Annotated in this window: 5 protein-coding genes; all 5 read right to left on the reverse strand. The window is 48.0% G+C overall.

Going from position 1 to position 13807, the window contains the following annotated elements; all coding sequences use genetic code 11:
* Window positions 1-40: 40 nt before the first annotated feature.
* On the reverse strand, window positions 41-4477 hold the full coding sequence (locus V7Q33_RS14985; protein WP_333820347.1) for a hypothetical protein: 4437 nt from the start codon (window positions 4475-4477) through the stop codon (window positions 41-43).
* Window positions 4478-4496: 19 nt separating this feature from the next.
* A complete protein-coding gene (locus V7Q33_RS14990; RefSeq protein WP_333820348.1) occupies window positions 4497-6551 on the reverse strand; it encodes a fibronectin type III domain-containing protein in 2055 nt (684 codons plus the stop codon).
* A gap of 19 nt (window positions 6552-6570) precedes the next feature.
* The gene (locus V7Q33_RS14995; protein ID WP_333820349.1) at window positions 6571-11157 is read right to left on the reverse strand and encodes a hypothetical protein; all 4587 of its coding nucleotides are present in this window, start codon (window positions 11155-11157) and stop codon (window positions 6571-6573) included.
* Window positions 11158-11197: 40 nt separating this feature from the next.
* Window positions 11198-12136 (reverse strand): hypothetical protein, encoded by a 939-nt coding sequence (locus V7Q33_RS15000; RefSeq protein WP_333820350.1) that lies wholly within the window; start codon window positions 12134-12136, stop codon window positions 11198-11200.
* A gap of 20 nt (window positions 12137-12156) precedes the next feature.
* A partial coding sequence (locus V7Q33_RS15005) for a tetratricopeptide repeat protein (RefSeq protein ID WP_333820351.1) occupies window positions 12157-13807 on the reverse strand: 1651 nt, incomplete at its 5' end.

Genomic DNA, 13807 nt, shown 5'->3' on the forward strand with positions numbered 1-13807 from the left:
AAATAAGGTATCACGATAATTTATAGCGCTTGGCTCACTTTTAATCCACCACGAACCGTATATATCGTTTCCCTTTTTCAAAATCCAGCCTCAGCACGTAGGTTCCGGAAGTCAGCGGTCTAAGGTCAAAGTATAGTTCGTATTGTTTGCCTCCGCTCTTTTGAACCTGCGTGATTAATATTCCGGTAGGGGCGTGCCATACACTCACCGTAACCGGCATTACTTCAGCAAGCTCCACACCTACGTGAAATGCTCCGTTGTTGGGATTGGGATACAGCGTAAACTGTTTTACATATTCTTCATAGCCCAGTCTTCCGCCACCGGAGCCACCGGCTCCTTCAATAATCGTAATGGTTTTGGCGAGCTTGTCATAACACTCACCCAGGTGTGCACCGAGTGTAACTTCGTAAACACCTGCGTTCCTGTATTGACCGTATACTACATCGCCGTTGTCGAGGAGCCTGGTCATTTCAGGCGGATAATTCCATTCGATGCGTTCCGGTAACGGCCATGATATATCAATCATTACTACCGTATCACCAACGGCTGCCTGGCTTTGCATCAGGAATGCCGCCTTCAACAGGTCGTATGAGGTTTGCAGCAGAAACGTATCCTGCGACATGCATCCTTTGTCATTATATACTTCTACCCAATAACGTCCCGCTTCACTCACCGTTACCTTCTGGTCTGCGCTGTTCAAACCGGTATTGCTTCCCCAGGCTATACTTTTCCAGCCTGCACCGGCATCCAACGTATATTTCTGACCGACACACAATGTAACGCCACCACCCAGGTCAAGCGGCAGGGCAGGTGTGTTGCTAAGGGTAACCGTGCTCTCACCTTTACATCCTTTTACATCGGTTACAGCCACGGTGTAATCTCCGGGACATATATTGTTTTTGATGTTTGAATTTCCACCCGTTGCCCAGGTATAGGTGTAGCCACCGTTACCACCCTGGGCTGTTACTTCCAGGGCTCCGTCACAACCGTCTTTGCAGGTTGGCAGTGTGGTATTGACTACCGTTAGCTGGATCGGGTCAGGATGTTTCAATTCTACATCCTGCCGGAGTGTACAGCCGTTGGCATCTTTCAATATTACCGGGTATACAGCCGCACACAGTTGCGTTTGGGTTGCGCTTGTCTGGTTATTCCATTGGTAGATATAGCCGCCGGCACCACCGGTTGCTTCCAGCGTTAACTGTCCATCGCATACGCCGTTACAGGTCGGTATGGTTTCACTTTTAACAGCCAGTTGAAGTGCATCCGGAGCCGGTATATCCACTGCTTGTACTACCGTACAGTTGTGGCTATCGGTAATGAGTACATTGTAAGTTCCTTTTTTCAGATTTATACCTTGCAATGTACTTTGACCATCCGGCCACTCGATCACAAACGGTCCATCGCCCTCTGTGATCGTGATGGCAGCATTGCCGTCAGCGGAGTCGAAGCATTTTGCGGCTGTAGCGGTGTATGTCGATTTCGCTCCATCGTTGCTTGTTATCGCAACCGAGTTTGTCATGGAGCAGGCGTTCTTGTCTTGCACGAGCAGTGTATAAATGCCGCTCTTTACATTCGATAGCACTGCATCCATATCCACCACGTTGGATTTTGAATCCTGCCAGCGATAGGCATAGCCGCTCACACCACCGGATACTACGGCTGTAGCTGTTCCCGTTGGATTGCTGCAAAACGCAGGCTGAATATTGGTAAAGGATATAGCAATCTGTGAGGGTTGCGTTAACGTAGCAGCTATATTTTTCTCACAGCCATTGGCATCGTGCAAATAAAGGGTATAGCTTCCCTGTGCCAGGTTGTCAAATATATTTCCCGATTGCCAGGTTGCTTTGCTGTCATCCGAGTAAGTATAGCTTCCTGCACCACCGGAGGGTTGCAATTGTATACTTCCGTCATTACCACCAAAGCATGATATATTTTTCTGATTGGCAATTGCCAGAGACAATGCAGTAGGGGAAGTAATCTCCTGGCTGATGCTTTGTTTGCAACCGTTGTTATCCGAAACAGTCACCGTATAATTACCGGTTGCAAGGCTATTGATGACCGCGGATGTTTTTCCGTTCGACCATGAATACGTATACACCCCTGTGCCTCCTGTACCCGCTGCTGTGATCGATCCATCGCTTGCGTTGTAGCACGATATACCATAGCCTGCATAATCCGATACATTCGCGATCAGCGCCTGTACAGGATCAGGATTTTGAATGTCCATTACTTCCGTACCGATACACCCGTTTACATCTTTGGCAGTAACGGTATACGAACCGGCTCCAACATTGGTGAGTAAAGAACCTGTTGCTCCTGTATTCCAGGAATACGACAGTGCACCCGTGCCACCTGAAGCAATAGCGTGTAATTTTCCATCGGTCATATTGTAGCAACTGATGGCCTGACCATTGTAGTTACTGGCCAGAGATACAGTTACGGCAACGGCTTCCGGATCGGGCAAAAAGAACGATGCTTCGGCCTTGCACTGACTGCGATAGGTTATAACCACTTTATATTGTCCTTCATTGAGATTATTAATGGTTGACAGTGTTGCGCCTTCGCCTACTGTTGAACTGCCCACCGTCCACAGGTAATCCTGTGCGGTTACCGTATTGTTGTTCTCGTCTTTTACAATGGCTGCCAGTGAACCGTTGCTGTCGCCGTTGCATTTGATATAGCTTCCGTTATAGTTGGATAAAGGCGAGATAGAGACCGTATAGGGGAGCGGATCGGTAAGCGTTTTGGATTTGGTTGTGCTGCATCCCTGATCATCGGATACGGTTACCGAATATGTACCGGCTCCTTTATCCTGGATGGTAGATACGGTTTCACCGGAAGCCCAGTTATAGTACGCTGAACCAATGATAGTCGAAGCTACCGGTTTAGCTTCCAGTATAGCTGTCTGATCACCGGGACAGGTAAGCGATGCAAGCTCGTTGATAGCAAAATCTATTTTAACAGGTGCCGTAAGTGTTTTTGATGCCTGCGCAGTACAGTTGTTGCCATCTTTTACAGTAGCGATATAATTGCCTACCGGAAGTGCAGCGATCGAATTGCCGGTTGCTCCGGTTGACCATGTATAGATATAACCCGATACACCCCCGCTTCCTGTCGCGAGCAACGCACCATCGCTCTTGTCCCAGCAGCTTACATCATAACCACCTTTGCCTCCTGTAGACGTTAATGCCACGGTTAACTTGGTTGGTTCAATGAGCGTCAACGAACTGCTGGCAGTACATCCTTTATAGTCTGTTGCCGTGAAGGTATAGCTTCCTGCCTTGAGTCCCGTTGCAGAGGCAGAAGCCAGCGTTGCGTCCTGCGACCACGAATAGGTATAGTTGCCATTTCCTCCGGCTGCGCTGCCGGTAATTTCGCCATCCGCGCTTCCATTGCAGGTTATATCAAAGCCGTTATACTTTTTTGGTGTTAAAGAAGTGGTAAGTGGCAGAGAAGGTTCGTTTGCAGTGTGGTTAATCGTTTCAGAGGCCGAACCATAGTCACTGGCATTTACCGAGTTATTGTTCTCAATGATGAACTGCCAGTTTCCGGCACGTAATCCGGAAACAACATTGTCGCCTCGGTACGCTGCCGGTATCTGAAAATCATAGGCGGAGTTATCCAGATTCTTACAGGTGATAACAAACCTGTCTACATCCGGATGCTGTATATTGAGTGTAGCTGTTCCGTTTGATTCGCCTTTACACCTGACGTCTTCAGAAGAAGTTATTGTAACCGTTGGCTTGAGCGCGAAAACAAAAGGACTGGTCCTAGGGTCAGAAGTAGAAGTAAAGCAGACATTCGTATAAGCTGAGCGAAAATATATAGGCTTGCCATAAAATGTAGAGCCTAATACATTTCGAAGCATGTCGCGATCTACCTGAAAATAAGTGCCCACCGATTGGGTTTCAGGAACATACCCACCCTTTGCAGGCGGCATCGTAAATGATTTCCAGGTAATAGCATCCATACTCACCTGCCACGTTGGTGCCGGACTTGTATGCTCGATCTTTGAGATGGTCAGATAGTCGCCATAATCACCACCGGTTATAGAGAATGACTGCTTTGTTACAGGCTCCGAGCAATACGTAAAATTAAAGTAGTTATTGGGATCGGTATACAAGGTGCCAACAATTGCTGACGTAGATGAAATGGTATGGGAGTCACAGGTAGTTGTCCAATTAATACCATCCGGAGCGATTTGATTTTGATATGCAATCTTATAGCCATTTAGTGGGCCCGGTAACATTACTTTCTTTTGAAAAGAGTGATCAAAAGTAGATACACTAAAATTCACAGGACTACTTCCATTGAAATTACTGATCGTTCCTGCAATCCTTGAAGGAAGAGTGTAATAGTTATTACCGCATGTGGTATTTCCATGTGGAGTAAACGTAATCACTACATAATAGGATTGTGAGTAGGCAGAGAAGCTTACAAGTGCAAGCATCACGGGCAACCAATATCTTATCTTCATAACCTGCATTTTCAATTTCCTAATAAACTATTTTTACTTCCTTACTTAACTTCGACTGGCTGCCATCGTTGAAAATCACCATGACTGCATAGCTATAGTTGTTGTTCACAATCACACCGGTATCATTGAACTGTTTTTCCTTTACGGTGCGGTATAGCATCATTTGTCCATTGTTCATCTTCCTGTAGATCCGATAGGAAACAGCATTGGCGTCATCATACGACCAGCGGAGTATAATTTTATTACCCACGCGATCGATAACAGCGTTTACCGCTGCAGCCGCTTTAAGCGAAGGCAACTTGAACCCGGATACTACCGGTGTGGGAGGTGATTCCAGCGAAGCTTCATCCACAGCAATCACGGTATAGTATTGGGTTGCGTTGCTGTTGAGGTTCTGGTCGGTATAGGTATATACTGAATCTTTCCCCGCTGCCTTGGTGGTCAGTCGTATCCACTGCCCGCCATCGCCTTTGCGGTATACTTCATATTTTACAACATCCTGGCTTCCGCTGGGTTGCCAGCTGAGCTCTACGCCTTCCTTTGTTGATTTGACCGGGAGCCACACCGGCGGCATGGGAGGAACTTTATCAGGTAAAGCAAGACTCAGTACAGCCGATAAGGCAGAGTGGTTCTGATTGCGGTCGATCGCCATGATCTGATAGTGTATCTTTTCGTTGAGGCTTTTTAATTCTACGCGATCCGTAAACGTAGTGTCTTTCAAGGGTTCACCCGTCATGAGGGCAAACTCTTCGCTTTGGTAGTACGCGCGGTAAACTCTGTAGCCGTATATATCGGCATCGGTATTACGTTTCCAGCTGATGCGAACATTGCCAAACTCATCAACCTTGCCTTGCATGCCTATCGGCACAGCCGGTGGTATACTGTCCACTAGCATCGCGAGGTAGGGCATGGAGATAATCTCCGTTCCATCAAGTGTTTTTGCTTTGATCTTGTAGTAGTTGGATTGCTGCGGATTGGTATCTTTAAAGGCACGGGCTGTTATGGGAAGTATATCTTTATGAATCGTCTTGTATGGCCCGGATGCTTTTGCAGCACGTGTTACTTCGAAGCCCTTCAGCGCATCATTCTCAGCCACAGGAAATTCCCATTGCACATCGATGCTCTTGTTGTCCAGACTTAGTGCCGAAGTAATGAACACACTGGATACCGTGGTCTTGTTTGCTCTTACATCAACAACATTTGATGCCGGCCCGTATTCACCGAAAGGCGTAATACCGCGTACACGATATGTATACGGTTTATCCACGGCAGCGAGCGTGTCTACAGCATATTGATATTTACTTTCCTGTCCTGTCTTGCTCAGGGTAACACCGGGTATGTCCGTAACCTGTACGTACGGTTTGCCGCCTTCCGATCGCTCTACTATATACGTGGTATAGAAGCTTTCAAAGTCTGCCTGCTTCCAGCGAAGCGTTACTACGTTGCCTTTACTCTGTGCCGTAACATCCGTAACCGCAGGCAGGGTATATTTGTCAGCCGTGTTTACAAATACACTGCCTTTCAGTGTATCGGTGCCGTTGTAAACACTGATCCGGTAGAGATATTTTACATTCTTTTCCACCGGTGTGTCTTTCCAGTATAAAGCCAGTGCTTTGGCTACAGCAGGCGACATATCGGCACAAAACATGGCGATGGAATAGCGCTGTTCATTTTCCTTTGCTTTATTGACAATCTGCATCACATCGCCCGGATCAATGTTCATTTCAAACGTCTCTCCATAGAGCGCCTGTGCTGCTACCAGTCCATACTTGTTGCCGATAAACTTCTGCCATTGCTCTTCCGGTAAAGGTTTCACAGGCGATGTAGTTAATTGCTTTCGCTCTACCGGCTGCACTACTTTATTATTGCGTACCAGTGTAAACCGCTCGATGGTATAGCCAGCACGGTTGGCTTTAAGCCACTGGTCCGTGCCAATCGGAGCCCAGCGTAAAACAACCGAATCGGCAGAAGGTCGCGCAATTACCTGAATCGCTTCTGACTTCTTTGCAGTTTGCTGTGCGTATCCTGCAACAGCCACAAATCCGGCTATCGCTATCAATAGTATCTTTTTCATTGTGTTTCTTCTCACTTCGCTAGTCCGGTATAGGGTTGAACATTTCCAGGTCGTATGTACTGCTTACCTTGTTTACGCCCGGTATAACATATTTGAACCGCAGACTATATTTTCCATATTTATATACCGGGAAGCCGCTCGTGAGCAGCGTGCTGAATCGTGGCGTTACACGTTCGGGATGATCGACTACATAGTTCGCTACCTGGTGTTGAATATCCCGGTAGTCGGCAAACATCGGCTGCATCAGGTCATACTTCAGATCGCCTGTTATAGTGATCGCCGGTATATCCGTAGCCTTTTCGGTCAGCACCGGATAGTAAGCTGCCTGTTCAATGTATACCGAACGAACCGGAGGAACACCCAATACCAGTGCATCGCGGTTAGTAATGCTCATATTGCCATTGAGCGGATAGCCCTCATAAACAAGGGGGTATATATTCTTATTATACCAGTTGTTGTCGTCCAGTATGGCTTCGCCTTGTACAAGTTTCTCAAAGCCATTACCACCGGTTACTTCATATTCATCCAGCCACTCGGGTGTACTTAAATGAGAAATCAACTGGAATATATTTGGTTCGGGTAACTGCATACGCATGGCCTGCGCCTGCTGTATACCTGCCATCTTTTCCTTGAATGTATTGTACTGACTGGTGCGTAAGGTCAATGTATAAATTGTCTTGGCATCGCGTAGCGTAAGATCGCCTTCCAGTGTTTTGGTAGTCACCGTGGATTGTCCATTGCTTCCGGCAACCTCGGTCTCCACTTTCGTTACGTTGGCATCCAGTACCTGTTTTTGCAGCGGTATGTTCAGGATTTCCAGGTGGTATAGTTTGCCGGTTTGTATACCATCGGGGATTGTGAAATATACCTTCCTGTCAGAATCATTATACTTTATATCAGTCTCCGCATAGCGTTGAGCATTCACATCGGTGAAGTGTAGTTTCTGCGACCATTCAGCACCCGGTGTAAACAGGTACGGTTGTCCTTTCTTGAGTTGTATAAAGCCCTGGTTGTATTCTTTCGGATAGAAGTTGTACTGGCCGGGCAGAGGATAGGATATACTTACGTTGGAGGCCGGTATATAATCCGGGGCTTCGCCGGTAGTAAATGTAGTCTCTGCATTTTCTTCCACATCCTTTCCTTCAAACTGAACCGTTTTCCACACGCCATTTACTTTCTCTTCGAAGGTGATCTTTACCACTACTTTCAGTTCTTTCTTGCCGGGCAGAACATCGTCAGGGTCGAGTACCACTACATCGTGATCTTCATTCCAGCGCGTGGTGCCGGTAATGGCGTTAACACCATCCTTCACGGAGAACTCTACCAGTTTACCGCGGAACGTACGATGACGGTTCTCCAAATCAGTTACTTCAAACTCGTCTTCTATCGGTATGTTGAAAGCCGCCTGTGGTGCATTGAATACATCTACGTCCTTTTCATCTTTGGCCGGTGTTACGCCTGCAATGATGTGTACATCTTCCAGCGGATTGCTGTTGCCCACCACGGTACATTCTTTACCAAGGGTTACTTCAAACTTGCAACTACCTTTTATAAGTCCGTGCAGGATTCGATATTTACCTCCGACTATACCGCGCATCCAGAAAGGATTCGGGCCTTTGGCTTGCAGTATAGCGGCTGCACCAATACTCAATATCTCATAATTACCCTTGTAAAATCTAAGATGTACTCTGATACCGATCTTGCCCTGTATATAGGCATACGCCTGACCATTGGCAAACCAGCCGTTTATACCGATCGTTTCATCGGAGCCCACACAGTGATATTCCTTCGCATACTTCTTGATCATGAAGTCGGTTCCTATACCCGCGCTGAAACGTCCGTAGAACATCAGGAAATGCAGATCACCGGTATCAAAACTGAAGTCCATGCCGAAGGCAAACCCGAAGCCCGATGCGGCTGCATTCAGGTCGCGCATATAGTCAAGATCGGAAGCATCGATACCGAGTATCTCCGATACCTGGTGTGGTGGTGGCGGACTGCCCGGAATATTTTTGCCCATCATAAAGTAACTCTTCATCTTGAGCATCCAGAGCAGTTCTATACCTACCGGGTCGTTTGGCGTACCCACCAGCATATACCAGTCATCGCGGGCAAAGTGAGCCACCGCCCAGCCCGCACGGTTGTTCTGGCCTATACCTTTGATTACACCGCCCACTACGTTGATATACATCTCCATGTTGGCGTGCAATACATCGTTCTCATTATCAAAAAGGATCTTTACATTGGCCGACACCTGTCCCTGCACCAGCGCGAGAAGCTTGGCGGCTGCCTTGCTATCGCCGGCAACGGCCATAGCCTGCTCTTTCATGCGGTCAAGCCCGCCCGGTAATGCCGGTGACATCACCACTATATTTCCGGTAAAGGTTACCGAGTTTATACCTCCGTGTGTGTTCAGCGCTACTTCCAGCGACACATCGCCATTGTACGGCGCCTGACTTGGTGTGGCTCCAAACTTTACCAGCGCTTTTATACCCATCGTGTTTGCATCGGGCACATACGTGATACCGGATTGTGTGGTGCCAATCGTGCTGCCACTGCCTGATGTGCTCTGCTTCATCTTCGAATAGAAACCGCCACCAAAGCCATACGCGGAGAAGCCGGGGAACAGTGGTAAACCCTGTGTAAATTCTACGAGTGCATCAGCATACCAGTAACGGAAGTCGGGTGTGCGGCCAAAGAGTGCATCTACTTTCAGGGAGATCATCTGAATCTTTCCGGAAACTGAACCTTTGAAGCCATCGCCATATACCGGGTCGTTTTCATAAAAGCGGATCATACCGGCTATTTCAATCACACCTGCTTTTTTGAAGTTTACTCCTATACCGCTGATCTCCACTTTATCAAACTTCCAGTCGCCTGTGGAGGTGCCGGTAACAGCGCCTTCTGTGTTGGTAACATTTACCGTCTCACGCTTGCCCCACACTACGAGTGCTGCTGTACCACCAAACCCACCTTCGGATGAGCTTCCCCCGATGTTGATCGTTACATCCAGCCCCAGACCGATCTTGTCAGATCCATCTTTGCGCACGCCAATGTTGTTGATGACGAGCGGATATTTGGAAGCCGATTGCTGCTCACCTTCTTTACCGAAGCTTACCGACTGTATATCAAAGTACGGTGCTTCTGTGCTGATGCGCAGACCTTCGAAAGCTATACCTTTGAAACTCGCCTTCGGGCCGCTGCTTACCGTTGTTATACCGAGTTGCCCATTGAGTATAGCGGTAGGATAAAATTGGTTGTCTTTCTCTTTTACAATGATCGATGACCCCGGATTCAGTGTAAGGTCGGCCATCAGCAGCGGCAACTTCAGGTCTTCTTTTAGCGCAACGGAAAATATATAGTTACCATCGGCACTTCGTGTCGCGCTATATCCGAAACTGGTAGCACTGTTATCTTTTTTCTTTTTCAGATTGGGCACCGAAATCGTGCCGGCCAGTGTAAAGCCCTGTACCTGGTTTGTTACCAGGAAAAGTTCCGCATGGTCAAGTGAGTAAGACCATCCGTTCATATTACCGGCGCTGAGTACGTTATCGGCAAACAGCCCGCCTGTAAATCCCTGGTTATCGATGATCATTTTCTCTGCTCCGATAACAATGCGCGAGTTGTCGCCTTTCTGTTTGGCAAAGGCAGCAGGGAAGCGAACTTCAAGCCGTTGTAAATAAAAACCCTGCCATAGCAACGGGTGTTCGTTCTCTACCGGATAGTCTTTCGGAAAACTTATACCGGGTGGATTGGCCAGATCACTCCAGTCTATAAATGCCTGTGTTACTTTGAATCCAAAACCACTCAAGCCTTTGATCTGGAAAGCAGGCATACTGATGCCTACCATCAAATCGTTCAGGCTTTGTGCGTACGTAGTGAAATTTACTTTGACACGATCATTTATATTCGGACTGGCGTTGCCTTTGTCATCTTCCGGAATAATGAGGTCGCGTGAAAACTGAACCTCGGCTTCTATACTCACGCCCTTGAAACCGTTGCAGTCAAATTCCACATAAGTGTTGGGAGTGCTCCTGATGGTGAGCAACGTAGAACCATTGAACTTTACAGGATGATCGCCGATGAGATATACTTTGGCACTTCCGGCTATACCGCCCTTTGCCGACAGTGGAACTTTTCCGTGAAACGCTATGCGATCACCCGTCTGTGGTAATGCCAGCGATACATATACATCCAGGATTGCACCTTGCGTGTTTGCCGTCAAACGATCAACAAGTATACTATAGTCAACGCCTCCTCCTGCCTTTACCACACCGGCGGGTAAATCTATTTCCGAAAGCTCATCCAGCGATTGAATGAAACGCTGGCTCGCCTGCACTTTTTCAAGCAATGCATTGGCATACGCGCGCTGTTCTTGCAGTGAATCAGCCAGCACAACCTGCGGCACCATGATCGGATCGTAAGCAGCCTGTGCCAATGGTATAGCATTCAGGTTATTGAAGGTGCGATAAAGTTCTGACTGTACGGAAGGCGGCAAGTCCTTTGCCCGCATCACCTTGGTAGAGTCGGTGTACGCGAAGCCGTTGAAGGCCAGGAGTTGAATGGTAAAAAGCAGGGCAGCTGCTACCGGTAAATGTATTCTCATATCGTAAAACTATACCTGTACTATATTTTTCTTCAATCACTCAAAACCGATCCCGCAGCACTGTATAGTTCCTGTGTTTCGAAAACCATTCACGTACTTTCTTCAGGGCAGCCTGATAATCGTTTGTCTTTATATCGCCCGACTCATCCAGGGGTAGGGGATAACCGTCTATAATGGGAGCCAGTTGTTCCATAATGCGGTAAGCGCATGGAATAGGTTCTTCCCGCTCGGCATCGGCAGACAGGCAGTTCTTCTCATCACTATATAAAACTTCCACCATATAGCGAATGGCTTCCGTATGCCGGGTATATACCAGGTCAGGAAATATTTTGTAGATCACATCATCGTTTACCGGGAGCTTGCGCACGCGCCTCATCACTTCGTTGATGGCCGGCAGATCGTTCATGCGCGCCAGCGACACAAGCGCAGCCCAACGCACGGCCTGCGGGTTTCCGGCAAGCGTATAGGGACGAATGGTTTCCTTCACATCCGCAAGTTCGAGGAAGCCGATAAGTTTGAATACCTGGTCGATGTGTGCCGGGTTGGTGCGAAGTATATTTCGCAGGCTGTCTTTCGATGCCGCGGTGAAATCGTCTTTACCAAAAGTGGTCAGGTAATCCAAAGCAAGCCCGGCATTGCCGCTGTCTTTGTCCCTGGCACCTTGCACCAGTTTATCAACGGCCACCTGGCGAACAGCGCCCTGTTTTGATTCATGGCCCAGCCGGTGTTCAATCGTATATACTTTCAATCGCACGCTGGCCAGCGTATCGGATTGGTATGTCGCTAATGCTGTCAGCACAGCTTTGGCATGGTCGGCCTTCAATACCTCGTTGGGTATAGCAGGATTCTTGCCCGCCCGCACTTCCGAGAAATATAGCGTTAACCGGTCGCTGGTCTGCTGACCGAGCAACGATTCCGGAAATGCCACCGCTAGAAACAGCAACATCGTTGCGCTTCGCCTTGTAAATACCTGCTTCATCTTACCTATACTGTATACCATTATCCCTTCGACTTATTCTTCGCCCACGCGTTATACTCTTCTATAATCTTTACAAAATCTTCGCGCTGGAAAGCTCCGTTCTTCACGCGCTCCGATAGTTCTGCATAATCGGCTACCAGCTTGGATACGCCCCGGTTAAAATTCAGGAACATAACCTCCAGCAATTGATCGCCTTTCCTATAGTACATACGGGTGGCTACAATCTGTTTGGTGCGATTTTGCATGCTCGTGGTAACATAGTAGTATTTATATACCGGTATAGCACCACTCACCAGCCGCCGGCAGAATTTGTTTTCGTACGTCCACGGGCTGGTGTTCATGTCTTTTACCCATCGCAGCGATTCTTTATACACACCTTTATAGCTATACCCGTGTATCTCCTGCGGGTATATTTCCACGCGCTTGTTGTCTTTCAGTACGATGATCTGGTCTTCCATCCATACCGAATCGCCAAAAGGCATACTATCGTGCGAGGGCATGACGAAGCGAACATCCATGGTATCGCCCGGGGTGAGCACGATATAGTCACGAAAGCCGCTGCCGGCAATCGGGTCAATTGCCATCGTCTGCGGGGCTCCGCCTTTTACTGATGCAGGTCTGGCAAAACCGCGATCCGTCAGGTCGGGCTGCACACCGTTTACAAAACCGTTGGCAGCAAAACGCGCGCGTTTGTCGGCTACCACTTGTTTCAGGGTATAGGTAAGATGCTCCGTACTGGAACTCGCTTCTTTACCGATCTTCTGCAGCCACTCTTCTGCTTTGTCAAAATTATTCAGACCATAATACGCCAGCCCGAGGTTATAGTATATCATAGCGGTAACTTTGCGATTGATGCGTGCACTTTTCTCTTCGCCTGATTCCTTCAATGCGGCCTCCCATATACCAATCGCTTCGTTTACCCGGGCTTTAAAATCATCGTTCAGGTAGTCTATCTTTTTATCGGCGCCTGCAAAGGCTCCGTATAGCAGCGAGAATGCTTTTTGCAGATCGCTATATTCGTCTTTCCTGTCTTTTACATAGCCCACTTCAATGCGGTCGCCATACAGGCCGTAGCCATAGTTGCTGAAGAGCCATTCGCGTACTTCGCGCTGGCGCTGCTCGGTGCGCTCATAATGCAGGCGATCTTTAAAGCTATAGTCACGCTCGTATTCCTGCTGTAAACTGCTGAGTGAAGAGTTATCCTGCGGATAGTACTTCGCAGTAAAGAAACCTTCCAGGTCCTGCTCGGTAATGACCTGGCCTTTGGCTACCACGCGGATCTTCATAGGGAAAGTATACATAATGTCGTACCAGTACTGGTGCATCACCGACTTCTTTCCGTTCTTCTCCACATCGATAGGCTTGTCCATCGCTTCTTTCTTCGTAACCGTAAGCGGACTCACCACAAGCTCAAGCTGCACATCGCCGTTTTCACGCACGCGCTGAAAGCCCGGTATGTGCAAAGCACTCGCCAGCGAATCGCGCTGCCACGGTGTGAGATCATTACCCAGATCTTCCAATCGATAGGAGTATGTTTTTGCCGATTTATCCAGCGGCTTCATCGGGTACCGGTAATAGTATATATCTTTCGCTTCGAACTTGATGTTTTGTGAAAAAGATATTCCTGTAGCCAGGAGTAATAAGAAGGTAGTGAAGGTTAATCGCATGTAT

Source organism: Ohtaekwangia sp. (genome assembly GCF_036786105.1).
Classification (GTDB): Bacteria; Bacteroidota; Bacteroidia; order Cytophagales; family Cyclobacteriaceae; genus Ohtaekwangia.

Coding starts and splice junctions, on each gene's coding strand:
- V7Q33_RS15000 (WP_333820350.1), bottom strand. CDS start 12,136: ATGAAGCAGGTATTTACAAGGCGAAGCGCAACGATGTTGCTGTTTCTA.
- V7Q33_RS14990 (WP_333820348.1), bottom strand. CDS start 6,551: ATGAAAAAGATACTATTGATAGCGATAGCCGGATTTGTGGCTGTTGCA.
- V7Q33_RS14985 (WP_333820347.1), bottom strand. CDS start 4,477: ATGAAGATAAGATATTGGTTGCCCGTGATGCTTGCACTTGTAAGCTTC.
- V7Q33_RS14995 (WP_333820349.1), bottom strand. CDS start 11,157: ATGAGAATACATTTACCGGTAGCAGCTGCCCTGCTTTTTACCATTCAA.